At 64.1% G+C, this 16,510-nt stretch carries 9 protein-coding genes; 2 read left to right on the forward strand and 7 right to left on the reverse strand.

Translation table 11 applies throughout. The features are described from left to right. Positions 1 to 27: 27 nt before the first annotated feature. Together ASD04_RS18205 and ASD04_RS18210 are read right to left on the reverse strand one after the other, a co-directional pair. Positions 28 to 1,887, reverse strand: coding sequence for an ABC transporter ATP-binding protein (locus ASD04_RS18205; protein WP_056260091.1), 1,860 nt, complete (start codon positions 1,885 to 1,887; stop codon positions 28 to 30). A 335-nt stretch (positions 1,888 to 2,222) separates the two neighbouring features. After that, the gene (locus ASD04_RS18210) at positions 2,223 to 4,073 is read right to left on the reverse strand and encodes an ABC transporter ATP-binding protein (RefSeq protein ID WP_082531343.1); all 1,851 of its coding nucleotides are present in this window, start codon (positions 4,071 to 4,073) and stop codon (positions 2,223 to 2,225) included. 309 nt (positions 4,074 to 4,382) lie between these two features. On the opposite strand from ASD04_RS18210, the gene pepN reads away from it, so the two are divergent. Next, positions 4,383 to 7,022, forward strand: coding sequence for an aminopeptidase N (gene pepN / locus ASD04_RS18215; protein ID WP_056260095.1), 2,640 nt, complete (start codon positions 4,383 to 4,385; stop codon positions 7,020 to 7,022). 297 nt (positions 7,023 to 7,319) lie between these two features. Continuing rightward, complete coding sequence (locus ASD04_RS18220) at positions 7,320 to 8,876, forward strand: PAS domain-containing sensor histidine kinase (RefSeq protein WP_162245160.1); 1,557 nt, start codon at positions 7,320 to 7,322, stop codon at positions 8,874 to 8,876. Positions 8,877 to 8,986: 110 nt separating this feature from the next. On the opposite strand, the gene ASD04_RS18225 is transcribed toward ASD04_RS18220, so the two are convergent. From ASD04_RS18225 to ASD04_RS18245, 5 genes are all read right to left on the reverse strand, one after another. Beyond that, the gene (locus tag ASD04_RS18225; RefSeq protein WP_056260099.1) at positions 8,987 to 9,382 is read right to left on the reverse strand and encodes a hypothetical protein; all 396 of its coding nucleotides are present in this window, start codon (positions 9,380 to 9,382) and stop codon (positions 8,987 to 8,989) included. Next, a complete protein-coding gene (locus ASD04_RS18230) occupies positions 9,383 to 12,265 on the reverse strand; it encodes a bifunctional [glutamine synthetase] adenylyltransferase/[glutamine synthetase]-adenylyl-L-tyrosine phosphorylase (protein WP_056260101.1) in 2,883 nt (960 codons plus the stop codon). A 206-nt stretch (positions 12,266 to 12,471) separates the two neighbouring features. Next, positions 12,472 to 13,887 (reverse strand): ATP-binding protein, encoded by a 1,416-nt coding sequence (locus ASD04_RS18235; protein ID WP_056260103.1) that lies wholly within the window; start codon positions 13,885 to 13,887, stop codon positions 12,472 to 12,474. A gap of 3 nt (positions 13,888 to 13,890) precedes the next feature. Further along, positions 13,891 to 14,562, reverse strand: coding sequence for a response regulator transcription factor (locus ASD04_RS18240; protein ID WP_056260105.1), 672 nt, complete (start codon positions 14,560 to 14,562; stop codon positions 13,891 to 13,893). Positions 14,563 to 14,711: 149 nt separating this feature from the next. Further along, positions 14,712 to 16,238 (reverse strand): Do family serine endopeptidase, encoded by a 1,527-nt coding sequence (locus ASD04_RS18245; protein WP_056260107.1) that lies wholly within the window; start codon positions 16,236 to 16,238, stop codon positions 14,712 to 14,714. Positions 16,239 to 16,510: the final 272 nt, after the last annotated feature.

Genomic DNA, 16,510 nt, shown 5'->3' on the forward strand with positions numbered 1-16,510 from the left:
AACATCGGGGTTGTGGACGCGGCGGACCTATTGGGCCGCCGCCTCCAGATCGAGGAAACCGCCGGACTGGCGTTCCCAGAGGTGGGCGTAGTGGCCGCCGCAGGCGAGGAGCTGGGCGTGGGTGCCCTCCTCCACGATGCGGCCCTGTTCCAGCACCACCAGGCGATCCATGGCGGCGATGGTGGAGAGGCGATGGGCGATGGCGATCACCGTCTTGCCCTGCATCAGCGTGGTCAGCTGTTCCTGGATCGCCGCCTCCACTTCGGAGTCCAGAGCCGACGTGGCTTCATCCAAGACCAGGAGCGGCGCGTTCTTGAGCAGCACGCGGGCGATGGCGACACGCTGGCGCTGGCCGCCGGACAGCTTGACGCCGCGCTCGCCGACATGGGCGTCGTAGCCCCTGTTACCCTTGGGATCGACCAGCCCCATGATCACGTCATGCACCTTGGCCTGCTCGGCGGCCCGCATCATCTCCTCGTCACTGGCCGACTGGCGGCCGTATTTGAGGTTTTCGCGGACCGAACGATGCAGGAGCGAGGTGTCCTGGCTGACCAGGCCGATGGCGGCGCGCACGCTTTCCTGCGTGACGTCGCGAACATCCTGCCCGTCGATACGGATGGCGCCGTCCTGCACGTCGAACATGCGCAGAGCCAGGTTCACCAGCGTCGACTTGCCCGAGCCTGAGCGGCCGACAAGACCGATCTTCTCGCCCGGCGCGACAGTCAGGTTGAAGGCATCGATGACCGAGCCTTCCTTCCCGCGCCAGTAGTTGAAGCTGACATTGTCGTAGGCCAACTCGCCCTTGCTGACTGCCAGCGGCTTGGCTTCCGGCTTGTCCAGCATGGTCAGGGGCTGGGCGATGGTATCCATCGAGTCCCGGACATTGCCGACCTGGCGGAAGATGTTGGAGCCGATTTCGAGGATCCAGCCGCTCATGTTCATGATCTGGAGGGCGAAGGGAATGGCCGTCGCTACGGCTGCTGCCGTGAGCACGCCATTGTTCCAGCCCGCCAGAGCCAGCCAGGTGACCGAGACCACCAGGCCCGCATTGAGCAGGAACAGTGTCGACCACATGTAGGTGAATACCCGCATCAATTTGCGGAAGCTCACCGCGTGATCATTGATGGAGTCCGCTACGTAGCGGTCTTCGTGGTCGCCGGTGGAGAAGGTCTTGAGCGTCTGGATATTGGTGTAGCTGTCGACGATCCGGCCAGTCATCACCGATTTGCTCTCCGAGAGTTCCTCGGAATAGCGGGCGATGAGCGGCATGGTGATGGTGAAGAGGATCGCATAGAGCAGCAGCCACGCACCGATGGGCACCAGCAGCACCGGATCGAGCTGGGCCAGCACGACAATGGCCACCACTACGAAAACGAGCGCATACCAGGCGGCGTCGATGGTGAGATTGACCCCGATTTCGATGGCTTCGCCGGCCTGGATGATCTTGTTGGCAACGCGGCCGGCAAAGTCGTTCTGGAAGAAGGTCCAGCTCTGGCGGATGACGTGCCAATGGCTCTGCCAGCGCACCAGATCGACCAGGTTGGGAACGATGCCGTGGTTGCGGATCAGGGTGTCGAGCAGGAAGGTCAGCGGGCGAACCAGCACGACGACGAAGATCATCCAGAGAAAGGTCTGGCTGTGGAGGTCGAAGATATCGCCTGGATTGGTCGTGGCCAGCATGCCGACCACGAGGCCGACAAAGACGGGCATCAGCGCATCGGCGATGGAGCCGATAGATACCAGCACGATGCGGATGATGAAGGCCGCGCGGAACTGGGCGATGAAATAGCTGACGAAAGGACGGAGGCCCATGGGCGGCTGGCGATTTTCGGCCAGAGCGGTGGGCGAGTAGAGATGGTCGAAATAGTCGATGACGCGGTTGAACATTTTTCGCTCATTATTTTGAGCCGCGCCTGACGGAGGATGGGTTCTCAGGTCAGGTTCGGTGACGATCGGAGGGTTTCGATTGGCGGGACGCGCCCACACCGGGGTTGGTGGTGCCGTTGGCTCGGATCGTGATGATGTCACCCATCTGGGTTCTCCTTTGGTTTGGCTTCTTCCCTTCTCCCCTTGAGGGAGAAGGTGCCCGAAGGGCGGATGAGGGGTTCTGCGCCCTCCTCGACATTGAAGCAATGGGCGAGCGCAGAACCCCTCACCCTGACAAATTCTGCTGAACGCAGAATTCTGTCGTCCCTCTCCCTCAAGGGGAGAGGGTAGAAAGCCTACTGCGCCGCCTCTTCGGGTTGGTCGGCGTCGATGAAGCCGCCGGACTGGCGGTGCCAGAGCTGGCTGTAGATGCCGCCGGTATCGACGAGCTGGGCATGGCTGCCGGTCTCGACGACGCGGCCTTTGTCCAGAACCACCAGCCGGTCCATCATGGCGATGGTGGAGAGCCGGTGGGCTATGGCGATCACCGTCTTGCCCTTCATCAGCAGTTGCAACTGGCCCTGGATGGCGGCCTCGACTTCGGAATCGAGGGCGGAGGTGGCTTCGTCCAATACCAGGATCGGTGCATTCTTGAGCAGCACGCGGGCGATGGCGATGCGCTGGCGCTGACCGCCGCTGAGCTTGACGCCGCGCTCGCCGACATGGGCGTCGAAACCCTTGCGACCGGAGGCGTCTCCCAGGCCCATGATGAAGTCGGACGCTTCGGCCAGGTCGGCAGCTTCGCGCATCATCGCCTCGGTCGCGTCAGGGCGGCCATAGAGGATGTTGTCGCGCACCGAGCGATGCAGCAGGGACGTGTCCTGCGTCACCACGCCGATATTGGCGCGCAGGCTGTCCTGCGTGACCTTGGCGATATCGTGCCCGTCGATGAGGATATGGCCCTCGGCGCGGTCGTAGAAACGCAGCAGCAGGTTGACGATGGTCGACTTGCCGGCGCCGGACCGGCCGACCAGGCCGATCTTCTCGCCGGGGCGGATATGCAGGTTGAGATCGTCGATCACCCCGGTCTTCTTGCCGTAGTGGAACGAGACCTTCTCGAACTTGATATCCCCATTGACGGTGCCGATCGGCTCGGCGCCGCCATCGTCCGAGACGATGCGCGGCAGCGAGATGGAGGAAATACCATCCTTCACCGTGCCGATATTCTCGAACAGCGACGACATTTCCCACATGACCCACTGGCTCATGCCCTGGAAGCGCATGACCAGGCCCAGCGACACCGCCAATGCACCTGGGGTCATCAGGCCCTGCATCCACAGCCAGATACCCACGCCGCCCACCGAAGCCAGCAGGAGCGCATTGGACCACAGGACCAGCATGTTGAGCACGGTGAAGAGGCGCATCTGCCGGTAGACCGTGTCGAGGAACTGGTCCATCGCCTCCTTGGCATAGGTCTCCTCGCGATTGGAGTGCGAGAAGAGCTTCACCGTGGCGATGTTGGTGTAGCTGTCGACGATACGGCCCGTCATCATCGAGCGGGCATCGGCCTGTGCCTGGGAAATCTTGCCCATGCGCGGGATGAAATAGATCATCATCGACACATAGGCCGCAAGCCAGACCAGGAACGGAACGGCCAGGCGCCAGTCGGCAGCAGCAGCCAGCACCACGGCGCCGGTGAAATAGACGACGACATAGACCAGCATGTCGAGCAGCTTCATGACCACTTCGCGCACGGCGAGCGAGGTCTGCATCAGCTTGGCGCCGATGCGGCCGGCAAACTCGTCCTGGAAGTAGCTCATCGACTGGCGGATGAGGTAGCGATGGCTCATCCAGCGGATGCGCTGGGGGAAATTGCCCAGCAAAGTCTGGTGCATGGTAAGCGTCGAGACCAGCGCGAAGCCGGGCAGGATCAGCACGATCATCGCGCCCATCAGGGCGAGCTTCCAGCCATCGGTCTGGAGGAACGTGTCGGGGTTTGCCCCGGCGAGCCAGTTCACCACGTCGCCGATGAAGCCGAAGATGATGATTTCGCCGATGGCCACCGCGGCGGCGGCAAAGGCCATCAGCGCCAGCCACTTCTTGGCGCCATGGCTGTAATGCAGGCAGAAGGCCAGCAGGCCCTTGGGGGGCTCCACCGGATCGCCGCCGGGATAGGGGTCAAGACGTCGTTCGAACCAACGCAGCATAGTCGTCACCAGTGATTTGCCCATGGCCGCATCGCGAAGACGGCGTCTCCGATTCCAGCCCATGGAACCAGGACGAACGGGCCGATGCGATGCCGACCGGGAATTTCGGATACCGCGCTCGATACGCCCACAATTGGCGCAGAGGAGCAGCGTGCCGCAACCGTCAACAGCCCTCTCCCCAATGCCGTCCCAATTGGCGTAGAAGAGTGGACCGAAGCGGTCGCTGGCCGATCAGGATACACGAAAGCGCCGAGTCTACTGTTGCGGCGCAGACACATTTCAGACCGACGATTTTGCGGAACAAAGTACATGCGCACCGAAACCGAACACACCATCTTTCTCAAGGACTACACACCGAGCCCGTACCGGATCGTGTCAGTAGACCTGGATTTCAAGATCGGCGCCGACAATACGCGGGTGCGGGCGCAACTGACGGTGGAGCCGCGCGAGGGCACCGAGCCGGGCACGCCGCTGGTGCTTGATGGCGACGAGCTGAACCTGAGCTCCATCGCCATCGACGGGCTGCCGCTGGCGCTTTCGGCCTATGCCACCGATGCCAATGGCCTCACCGTGGTCCAGCCGCCTTTGCGCCGCTTCGTGCTGGAAACCGAAGTCACCATCCAGCCCGAGGGCAATACCAAGCTGATGGGGCTTTATCGCTCCAGCGGCACCTGGTGCACGCAATGCGAGCCCGAGGGCTTCCGGCGTATCACCTACTATCTCGACCGGCCGGACAACCTGGCGGTGTTCAAGGTGCGGATGACGGCGCCGCGCGACCTGGCGCCGGTGCTGCTGGCCAATGGCAATCTGATCGACAAAGGCGATGCCGGCGACGGGCTGCATTATGCCGTGTGGGAAGACCCCTTCCCCAAGCCGGCCTATCTGTTCGCGCTGGTAGCGGGGGATCTGGGCTCGATATCGGACAGCTTCACCACCGCCTCCGGCCGCAAAGTGGCCCTCGCCATCTATTGCGAGCATGGCAAGGAGAACCAGTGCCTCTGGGCCATGGACAGCCTCAAGCGCTCGATGGCCTGGGACGAACGCCGCTTCGGCCGCGAATACGATCTCGACGTGTTCAACATCGTGGCCGTCAGCGACTTCAACTTCGGGGCGATGGAAAACAAGGGCCTCAATATCTTCAACGACCGGCTGGTCTTTGCCCAGCCGGACACTGCCACCGACGCTAATTATGACGGCATCGAGCGGGTCATCGCCCATGAATATTTCCACAACTGGACCGGCAACCGCATCACCTGCCGCGACTGGTTCCAGCTCTGCCTCAAGGAAGGGCTGACGGTCTATCGCGACCAGGAATTCACCAGCGACGAGCGCAGCCGGGCGGTGAAACGCATTTCGGACGTGGTGACCTTGCGCTCGGCGCAGTTCCCCGAGGATGGTGGGCCGCTGGCCCATCCGCCGCGGCCGGACCAGTATCGCGAGATCAACAACTTCTACACGACCACGGTTTACGAAAAGGGCGCCGAAATCGTGCGCATGCTGGCGACGCTGCTGGGCGAAGCCGGCTTCCGCAAGGGCATGGACCTCTATTTCGAGCGGCATGACGGGGAAGCCACGACCATCGAGGCATTCCTCGCCGTCTTTGCCGAGGCCAACGATATCGACCTCGACCAGTTCAAGACCTGGTACCTGCAGGCGGGCACGCCGCGGCTTGACGTGGCCGAGCACTACGACGCCGACAAGCAGACCTATACGCTCAAGCTCAAGCAGGAGACCCTGCCGACGCCGGGGCAGCCGACCAAGGCGCCGCTGGTGCTGCCGATCAAGTTCGGGCTGATCGGCCCCAATGGCAGCCCGATGGGCTGGAGCGGGGTCAGCGGCGCCGAAGTGCGCGACGAGATGATCGTGCTCAAGGATGGCGCCGCCGAGGTGACCTTTACCGGCATTCCCAGCCGGCCGGTGCCGTCGCTGCTGCGCGGCTTTTCGGCCCCGGTAATCCTCGAAACCGGCGCGAGCCAGGACGACCAGTTGTTCCTCGCGCGGCATGACAGCGATCCGTTCAACCGCTGGCAGGCCCTGCAGGATGTCGGCATGGCGCTGGCCGTCGATGCGGTGCAGGGCAAGCCGTGGAGCGATGCGGCCGTGGCGGCACTGAGCCAGGCCATGGGCGACACGCTGGCCAGCGATACCCTGGAGAACGCCTTCAAAGCCCTGGCTTTGGCATTGCCGGACGAGCAGCTGATCGGCCGCACTATCGGCAAGGATATCGACCCCGACGCAATCCATGCCGTGCGCAACAGGCTGCTGCGGGCGGTATTCGAACCGCTGGCCCGGCCGATGCTCGCTACCTATAACGCGCTGGCCAGCACCGCCCCCTATGCACCAGATCCGGCCAGCACCGGCCGTCGCGCCTTGCGCAACCGTATGCTGAGTCTGCTCATCGCCAGTGAAGCCTCCGGCGCTGCGCTGCTGGCGGCCCAGCAGTATGACGGGGCGAGCAACATGACCGACCGGCTGGCCGCCCTTTCGGCCAGCGTCTACGGCACGACCGAGCTTGCACCCCGCCTGCTGGCCGACTTCCGGACCAGGTTCGCCGGCGATCCGCTGGTGCTGGACAAGTGGCTGAGCGTGACGGCGGCGGCGCCACGCGATGGTGTGGTGGAGGACATGAAGGCGATCCTGGCCGATCCGGCTTTCCCCCGCACCAACCCCAACCGGCTGCGCTCGCTGGTGGGCACGTTCGTCATGAACAACCCGACGCAGTTCGCCCGCGCCGACGGCGCCGGCTTCCGTTTCGTGGCCGATTTCGTCACCGAGATCGACAAGGTCAATCCGCAGGTGGCGGCACGGGTGCTGACCGGGTTCCGCATCTGGCCGATGCTGGAAAGCACCCGCCGCGAGGCGGCCAAGGCTGCGCTGACGGGCCTCTCCGCCAGTGGCATGCTGAGCCGGAACACCGCTGACATCCTGACACGCATGCTGGCGGGATAAGGCCGCCCTGCCCGGCGCCCTAAACCTCCACCATTGTTAGAAGAATTTTTCTTCACCGCTAAGTGATTCTGACGACTCGCGATTTTGCAGAACGCCCCTCCGGGCCACCGGAAGGGGGTCTGGACAGGCGAGTCGGGGTGATTCATTGTTTGTTAAAGGGCAAATCGGGCGGGCTGCTACAGCCTTACAGATCGGGAGAATTATATGTGGTCGGCGGAGGCATCCGGCGCCAGCGTTACCGGATTCGGCGCTGGCAAGGTTCGGGCGGGTTTGCGCCGCCCGGTGAGCGGGGGGCAAATGCCCTCGACGCAGCCGTTCCGCATCAGCTTTTCCCCGATCACCATCGCCGTGGTACTCACCGCCCTGACGGCCGCCACTTTGTTCGTGGTCTATGACACAGTCCGCACCTTCGATGATGCCCGCCACGAGCTCTCCATTGTCGGTCATGTGCTGGCGTCGGAAATCGAAGGCATGGCGCCGGAAGCGGCCAGCGCGGTCGTCAACGCCTCCAGCCAGCGTTTCCCCGTCGTCGCCCGCGCCAGCCTGCTGGCGCCATCGACGGCGCCGGGCAATGCCCTGACCAGTCAATGGATACCGGCAACGCCGCACGGCGTGCTGTCGCTCGAAACCGAGCAGACCCGTGCCTGGTCCGGTATCGGCCAGCGGGGCGCGGCGGCGTTCGGGCTGGTGGGCCTGATCGTGCTGCTGGCGGCGCGGCGGCGACGTAACGACATGCCCGACATGGTGCAGCGCCACAATTACCGCACGCTGGCAGCCGCGATCCCGATGGGTGTCGCCTGCTGGACCAAGAGCGGCAAGCTCATCGTCTGCAATGAGCAATATCGGAGCCGGCTCGATATCGGCCTCGGCACCAGCTATCCCGACGCGGTGAAACGGCTGACCATGGGCGGCTACATCAAGCTGGTGAACGAGGACGACGGCAACAAGGTGGTGGAGCTGCACCGCGAAGACGGCTCCTGCCTGCTGATCGATGAAAGGCCGCTGGGCGACGGGGCCATCATGACGCTGATCAGCGACGTGACCGAGGCCAGGAAGACCGACACCATGCTCCACGCCATACGACAGGAGCAACGCCTGCTGGCCCGGCGCTACCATGAGGAAAAGCTCAAGGCAGAGGCCGCCAGCCGCTCCAAGACCAATTTCCTCGCCCATCTCAGCCACGATATCCGCACCCCGCTCAACCACATCATCGGCTTTGCCGAGCTGATGCGGCACCAGACCTATGGACCGCTGGGCGATGCGCGCTATGCGGATTATGTGCAGTCGATCAAGAGCTCGGGCGAACACCTGCTGGCGTCGTTTGCCACCATTCTCGATCTTGTCGAACTCGAAAGCGGGCAGAAGCCGCTGCGCAGCGAGCCGGTTTCCATCGATGACCTGCTCGATGCCACCATGCAGCGCTTCCAGGCCCAGGCGTCGCGGGCGGGTGTGCTCTTCATGCTCGGCGAGCCCTGTGCGGCCGTGGTGAACGGCGACCGGCTGGGCCTCTCCCGCATGGTCGCCAATATTGTCGAAAACGCCCTGCGCTTCACGCCATCGGGCGGCAAGGTGGCGCTCAACGCCTTCGCCGCGCGCGATGGCGTGGTCATCGAGATCACCGATACCGGCATGGGCATGGGCGAGGAACGGCTGGCGAGCCTGTCGCAGCCCTTTGCGCTGGGCGATTCCACCTTTACCCGCGAAGGCATAGGGCCGGGCCTGGGTATTTCCATCTCCCGCGCCATAGCCGAGCTGAGCGGGGGAAACCTGGCTATCGACTCCAGTCCGTCACTGGGCACGACCGTCGCGATTTCGCTCCCCTTGCCCGCATCGGAAACCATGAAAGCGGCCTGACATGATCAACCGGGATTGGCACGAAACGCACCGCATGCCCAGGAATGCCAATATCGACCAGCGCATCGAATGGCATATCGAGCATGCCGAACAATGCGGCGGACCGAGACCTAGTCCGGCGATCCAAGCCAGCGTTCGGCCGCTTCTGCCGTATCCGTCGGATTGGAATTGAAGGCAATCCTGGCGCCCGGCGCGAGCGTGTGGACCAGGTTGATCACCTTCTCGAAAAGCAGCAGCAGTTCGGGTGGCTCCCGCAATCCCGCACCGATAACCACGCAGTCGAACGACTTCGACCGCAGCGCCTTTTCGACGACCCGTTCGGCCGTGTCGCCGAGGTCGATAAGGCAGCTCTCGACGTCGTAGCCGAATTCAGCGATGCGATTGATCTGCGCATCGAGATAGGCCCGCACAACGTCTGCAGTAAAGCCAGGCATGGTGCTGAGATCGACGAAGGCTGGGTCGATCCCGATCGCCAGAACCGATTTTGGCGTGTTCTGCTGCACCATCTACAACCTCCGCGCCTTTTCATACCATTTTGCAGCGGCAGCGCTGACTTCGCCGCGCATCTGCACCAGGTCGAGTTCCAGCCGCACAAAATCGGGATAGTGCGTCAGGCTCGCCAGCAATTCCTTGAAAGCACCGGTCCAGGCTTCGTCCTTGAAGGGGCTGATCAGGGCCGAACTCATGACCTGCAGCACCGTTGCATAAATCGCATGGATTTCCGCCAGCCGCGCGCCCTCCGGCACCAGCCCGGCTTCGGCCAGGCGGGCGAGCACGCGGACCGTGGGCGCCTGCGGCAGGCCAATGGTGGCGCCGGCCACCAATTGAGCAGACTGGGCGATGAATTCGAGATCGACCAGTCCGCCTTCGGCGAGCTTGAGATCGAAGGGGTGGCGGGCCGGCCTTTCCCTGGCCATCAGCGCACGCATCGAAACGACATCGTCGATGGTCTTGGGCACGTCACGGGCACGTTCCATCACCTGGGCAATGGCAGCATCGACCTCGGCGCCAAAGGCGTTGTCGGCGGCGATGACGCGGGCACGGCTCAGCGCCAGGTGTTCCCAGGTCCAGGCATTGTCGCGGTGATAGGCGCGGAAGCCGGAAAGGCTGGTGGCCAGCGGGCCGGCATTGCCCGAGGGCCGCAGCCGCATATCGGCCTCGTAGAGCACGCCTTCGGCAGTCGGCGAGGTCACCGCTGCGACGAGGCGCTGGGTCAGGCGCGTATAATAGTGGTTGGTGGTCAGCGGCTTGTCGCCGTCGGATTCCGCATCGGGGGCATCGTAGAGCAGGATAAAATCGAGGTCCGACGTCACCGTCATCTCGCGGCTGGCCATCTTGCCGAAGGCCAGCAGGGCGACGCGCCCGCCAGCAAGCTGGCCGTGGCGGCGCTCGAATTCGGTGCGGACGCTGCCGAACAGGCGATTGACCAGCGTTTCGGCCAGGGCGGCGAACTGCTCGCCCGCCCCCGCCGCGCTGACCGTGCCCGAAAGCAGGCCGGCAGCGATGAGGAATTTCTGCTCCTGCCCGATGATGCGGGCGCGGTCGATGACCTCCTCGTAGGACCGTGACTCGGCCAGGAACGCATCGACCTTGGCCACCAGCACATCGCGATGGGTGATTTCGTTGGCGAAAGCCGGATCGATCAGGCCGTCCATGACATGGGCGCGATGGATCACCGCCTCGGACATGCGCGGCGCCGAGGCCATCAGTTGGACCAGCAATGTGCGCAGGTCGGGATGGGTGCGCAGCAGCGCGAAAAGCTGTACGCCGGACGGCAGGCGAGACAGGAAATCATCGAACTTCGCCAGGGCTTCATCGGCATTGCCGGCGCCGCCCAGCGTATTCAGCAAAGCGGGCAGCAATTCGGTCAGATGCGCCCGGGCGGCGGCGGCGCGGGTGGCGGCATAGCTGCCATAGTGCCACTTGCGCACCATTTCGATGGCCTTGGACGGGTCGGCAAAGCCCATGGCGGACAGCGTCTCGACCGTGCCGGGATCGTCGTCATTGCCGGTGAAAACCAGATTGCCCTCACCGCTGCCCAGTGTCTCGCCTTCGGTGAACAGTTCTGAGTAATAGCCCACTACGCGCTCCAGGGCCGCGCGATAGCTGGTTTCGAAGGCCCGCAGGTCGGGCTCGCCCATCAGCCGTCCGATGATGGCCACCTCTTCGGCCGAGGCCGGCATGATATGGGTCTGCTCGTCGCGCAGCATCTGCAGCCGGTTCTCGACGCCGCGCAGATACCAATAGGTCTGCGTCAGCTCGGTGGCCGCTTTCGGGGTGATCCAGTTGGCGTCGGCCAAGGCCGCCAGCGCATGTGCCGTGGGCTTGACGCGCAGGGTCTTGTCGCGGCCACCGGCGATCAATTGCTGGGTCTGGGTGAAGAACTCGATCTCGCGGATGCCGCCGCGGCCGAGCTTGACGTTATGGCCCTCGACGCGGATATCGCCGACATTCTTGGCGATGTTGATCTGCCGCTTCATGGCCTGGATATCAGCGATGGTGGCGAAGTCGAGATGCTTGCGCCAGACATAGGGCGCCATCTCGCGCAGGAAGGCCTCGCCCACCTGAAGGTCACCGGCGCAGGCGCGGGCCTTGATCCAGGCGGCGCGTTCCCAGTTCTGGCCGCGGCTTTCGTAATAGGCCAGAGCCGCGTCGAAAGAGATGGCGACGGGGGTCGAGCCGGGATCGGGGCGCAGCCGCAGGTCGGTGCGGAACACATAGCCATGCGCCTGCCGGTCTTCCATCAGCGCGACCAGCCGCTGCACCATGCGCGAATAGACCTTGGTCGCCTCGGACGGATCGGCGAGCACGCCCCTGTCGGGATCGTAGAAGGCTACGATGTCGATATCGGACGAATAGTTGAGCTCCTGCCCGCCATGCTTGCCCAGGGCGAAGATGGCGAGGCCCGATCGGGCGGCAGTCGCCTCGGCAGCGGGAATGGCCAGCAGCCCCTTTTCGGCGGCCTGGCGCATCAACAGGTTCAGTGCCGCATCGAGCGCCGCATCGGCGAGATCCGACAGGGCAGCGGTGGATTGGGCAGTCGTCCAGGCGCCACCGGTTTCGGCTATGGCGGCCAGCAGCGCCGTGCGGCCCTTGGCGATGCGCAATACCGGGGCCAGCGCTTCCTCACTGGATGCGGTGCCGCCGAGGGTCTCGACGATATCGATGATGTCGGCAAAGGCGCCGTCCGCCGTATCGGCGAGGGTGGCGACCAGCCATTCGGCGTTCTCCTGCGCCAGCGCCAGCAGATAGGGCGCCGATTCGAGCAGCGAGCCGACAGTGGGCCTAGCGGCGGAAAGCGCCGCCCGCTGGTCCGACGGGAGTTCAGCCAGCCAGGCATCGAAAAACGGCGTCGATATGGGCGGCAGGGCGGAGAGCTTGATGGCCATGAGCGAGGGATAGCTTGGCGGGAGGCGACGAGCAAGGTGGGCTTGCCACCACCTTCCATTCTCCCCTTGAGGGAGAAGGTGCCCGAAGGGCGGATGAGGGGTTGCCTCCACGAACTCCGAAGCATGGGAGAGCGCAGCACCCCTCACCCGGTTTTCCGCTGGACGCGGAAAACCACCCTCTCCCTCAAGGGGCGAGGGGAAGAAGGTCAGGTGGGCAGATCGATCACTGCCCTTACCCCCGGCGCATTATCCTCGATCCGGAATTCCCCGCCATGCAGCCGGGCCACCGCGTCCACCAGCGAAAGGCCGAGGCCCGAACCGTGCTCGGAGCGGCTTTTTTCCAGCCGCACGAAGCGCTCCAACACCCGCTTGCGATCGGCTTCGGGGATGCCCGGCCCGTTATCGGCCACCTCGATCAGCACGCGATCATTCTGCCGGCGCAGGCCGACGGTGATGCGCCCCTGCCCTTCCCCTTCAGGCTTGGCATATTTCACGGCATTTTCAAGCAGGTTGACCATGGCCTGGCCGATCAGCTCGCGATTGGCATGCAGGTGCACATCCGCATCGATGCCGGTTTCCACCACGATGCCTTCGTCTTCCGCCACCGGCCCATAGAGCTCGGCCACATCGGCCACCACGGCGCTGATATCGACATCGGCGAGCGCCCCGGAAGGCGCACCGGCCTCGGCGCGGGCGATCATCAGCAGCGCGTTGAAGGTCTGGATCAGGCGGTCACTCTCGGCGATGGTGGTTTCCAGCGCCTGCTGGCGGGTCTGGTCGCTGGCCCCATCGCGCAAAGCTGTCTCGGCCTGGTTGCGCAGGCGGGTAAGCGGCGTCTTGAGATCGTGGGCGACATTGTCGGTGACCTCCTTGAGCCCCTGCAGCAACTGCTCGATGCGGTCGAGCATGGCGTTCAGATTGGTGGCCAGGCCATCGAATTCGTCGTTGCGCCGGGTCACCGGCACGCGCTCGCTGAGATTGCCCGACATGATCTTGGTCGAGGTATCGCGGATGGTGTCGATGCGCTTGAGCACGCGGCGGGCGGTGACGCCGCCGGCCACCACCGAGAACAGGATGATGCCGAGCACGCCGAACAGGAAGCTCTGCACGATGATGGCGGAAAAACCGCGACGCTCCACCACGTCACGGCCCACGACAAGCCGCATGCCATTGCTGAGTTCGACCGAACGGACCACCGCAAAACCGGATCGCTCTGGCCCGTCGGGATCGGCATTCTCGGGCGGCGGATCGATGAAGGGATTGGCCCGCTCATAGTCGAAACTGTAGATGCCCGGCTCGATCAGCACATTGGCCGGTACATCGGTGACATTGCCGAGCAGGTATTGCCCCGTCGCGTCGCCGAGATAATAGACGCCCGGGCCCGGCGAGCGGGCAATGCGATCGACGGCAAAGGCCAAGGCGCGGATGCCCTGGTTGGCGTCGATGCGCTGCAATACCCGCACCTCGCGGTCGATGTCATCGGCCTGCTGGCGCTGGATGGTGACGCTCGACTGCCAGGTGATGAAGGCCAGCAGCAGGATGGCGAAAATGGAGAAGATCAGGATGAAGGTCGCCGTCAGCCTGACCGTGGAGGTGCGCCAAAGTTGGGCGAAGCGGGTCAATATCTACTCGCGGATCATGTAGCCGGCGCCGCGCACGGTATGCAGCAGCGGGGTCGCGTGGCCCTTGTCGATCTTGGAGCGCAGGCGCGACATGTGAACGTCGATGACATTGGTCTGCGGATCGAAGTGATAGTCCCAGACATTTTCCAGCAGCATGGTGCGCGTCACCACCTTGCCGGCATTCTTCATCAGGTATTCGAGCAGGCGGAATTCGCGCGGCTGCAGCAACACGGTCTCGCCATCCCGCTCGACCTTGCGCGACAACCGGTCGAGGCTGAGGCCGGCTACCTCGTAGCTGGTAGCGGCTTCGGAGGGGCTGGAGCGGCGCGCCAGCACTTCGACGCGGGCCAACAGCTCGGTGAAGGCATAGGGCTTGGTCAGGTAATCGTCGCCGCCGGCCCGCAGGCCCGTGACGCGGTCATCGACCTCGCCAAGGGCGGAAAGAATGAGCACGGGCGTCTTGTCGTCTTCGGCGCGCAGCGACTCGACGATGGAAAGGCCATCCCGGCGCGGCAGCATGCGGTCGACGATGAGCACGTCGTAGTCCATGCCCGAAGCCATGGCATAGCCCGTTTCGCCGTCGGCGGCGTGATGGGTGATGTGGCCGGCTTCGTCGAGGGCCTGGATGAGGTAGCTCGCGGCTTCCCGGTCGTCTTCAATCAGCAGGATTTTCACCACTACGCTCCCATGCCCTGGCCCTGTCACCGCATCATTCCCGCGAAAGCAGGAATCTCCCTTACGATCATAAGGGGGATTCCCGCTTTCGCGGGGATGACCCGGTGAGAATAGGAGGCCCCGGGGGGAACCCCAGGGCCATGCTCATGTTACTCGGCCGCCAGCGGCAGGCCGATAAAGCGATCATTGCCATCGCGGCTGGCCTTGACCAGGGCCGTACCGCGACCCTCGGCCTTGACCGCGTCAAGCGCCGCCTCGAACTCTTCGAGCGTGTTGACCGGCGTATTGTTGACCTCGAGGATTGCATCCCCGACGGCCAGACCCTTTTCGGCAGCAGCCGAGTCCGGCTTGACGTCCTGGATCAGCAGTCCCCCCGAACCATCGGCGTTGGGCACCAGGCTCAGCCCGACGCTGGTCTCGCTCGGCAGCGGAGCCGGCGGCACCGGGTTCTGGCCCTGGCCGGCCTGGGCAAGGGCTTCCTCGTTGAGCTTGCCCAGCTTCACCGAAACCTTGGTCTCGGCGCCGTCACGCCACACCGTCAGTTCGACGGTGGAGTCGGGCGCCTTGCCGGCAATGGTGCGGCTGAGGTCGAGCGCGTCGTCGATCTTGTCGCCATCGACCGCGGTGATGATGTCGCCGGACTTGACGCCCGCCGGGCCGGCAGGGCCATCCTCGGCGACATTGCTGACGATAGCGCCCTTGGCATCGGCAAGGCCGACGCCGTCGGCGATGTCACGGGTCACATCCTGGATGCCGACGCCGAGATAGCCGCGGGTCACGGTACCGCTGTCGATCAGCTGGGCGACGATGCCCTTGACGGTGGCGGCAGGGATAGCGAAGGCGATGCCGACATTGCCGCCATTGGGCGAATAGATGGCGGTATTGACGCCGACGACTTCACCCTTGGTGTTGAAGGCCGGGCCACCCGAATTGCCGGTATTCACCGCGGCGTCGATCTGCAGGAAATCGCCATAGTTGGAACCGCCGATATTGCGGCCGGAGCCCGAGATGACGCCGACGGTAACGGTGCCGCCGAGGCCGAACGGATTGCCCACGGCAACCACCCAGTCGCCGACGCGGCTGGCATCGCTCTCGAAATTGACGAAGGGCAGGTCCGCGCCATCGATCTTGACCACGGCCAGGTCGGTGCGCTCGTCGGTTCCGACGATTTCAGCGACCTTTTCGGTGCCATCGTCGAAGACGACGGTAACCTTGGTTGCATCCTCGACAACATGGTTGTTGGTGACGATGTAGCCGTCAGCCGAGATGATGAAGCCGGAACCCGCGGCCATGTAGTGACGCGGGGCAGATTCCTGGCCGCCGCGTGGGCCCTGGCCACCGAACTGATCGAAGAAGTCGTGGAAGGGGTGCCCTTCGGGCAGGTCGGGGAAGTTGAAATCGAAGTCGCCGCCGCGGCGTTGCACGTTGCGCGGGCTTTCCTCGGCTTCGACAAGGATGGACACCACGGCAGGCTTCACCGCTTCCACGAGGTCGGCAAAGCCGGCCTGCGGCTGTGCCGCCTGTGGTACCGTGATCTGGGCGGCGTTCTGCACCTGGGCAGTCGCGGCCTGACCGGTCATGACGAAAGCGGTGGAAACGCCACCGATACCGACCAGCAGCGCCAGGGCGGACGCCCCGAGCCAGCGGCTGGTACGCTTCAGAATGGTCGAGCGCATGTAATCATTCTCCTTCGGCAAGCCCTCAACAGCTTGTGGGCCTAGGTATGGAACGGGCGATCTTTCTGCGAGGTTGCGCCAACATTAAACCTTGGCAATGTTGGCGGCGGGAATGGGGCGAAGATTGCGGCGGGCCAATGCCACGCCCTCGTGGTTCGAGGGTCGCTGCGCTCCCGCCTCACCATGAGCAACCATTAAGTGATGCGGTCCATGGCTTGTCTCTTTGCAGGACCGTGTTTGCGAAGATGACGAGCTTTCTGGCGCATGCGACG

The organism is Devosia sp. Root436 (assembly GCF_001426345.1).
Classification (GTDB): Bacteria; Pseudomonadota; Alphaproteobacteria; order Rhizobiales; family Devosiaceae; genus Devosia.

What these genes read in the sequence shown, in the direction of transcription:
- pepN (WP_056260095.1), top strand. Translation starts at nt 4,383, where the DNA reads ATGCGCACCGAAACCGAACACACCATCTTTCTCAAGGACTACACACCG.
- ASD04_RS18230 (WP_056260101.1), bottom strand. Translation starts at nt 12,265, where the DNA reads ATGGCCATCAAGCTCTCCGCCCTGCCGCCCATATCGACGCCGTTTTTC.
- ASD04_RS18210 (WP_082531343.1), bottom strand. Translation starts at nt 4,073, where the DNA reads ATGCTGCGTTGGTTCGAACGACGTCTTGACCCCTATCCCGGCGGCGAT.
- ASD04_RS18225 (WP_056260099.1), bottom strand. Translation starts at nt 9,382, where the DNA reads ATGGTGCAGCAGAACACGCCAAAATCGGTTCTGGCGATCGGGATCGAC.
- ASD04_RS18205 (WP_056260091.1), bottom strand. Translation starts at nt 1,887, where the DNA reads ATGTTCAACCGCGTCATCGACTATTTCGACCATCTCTACTCGCCCACC.
- ASD04_RS18245 (WP_056260107.1), bottom strand. Translation starts at nt 16,238, where the DNA reads ATGCGCTCGACCATTCTGAAGCGTACCAGCCGCTGGCTCGGGGCGTCC.
- ASD04_RS18220 (WP_162245160.1), top strand. Translation starts at nt 7,320, where the DNA reads ATGCCCTCGACGCAGCCGTTCCGCATCAGCTTTTCCCCGATCACCATC.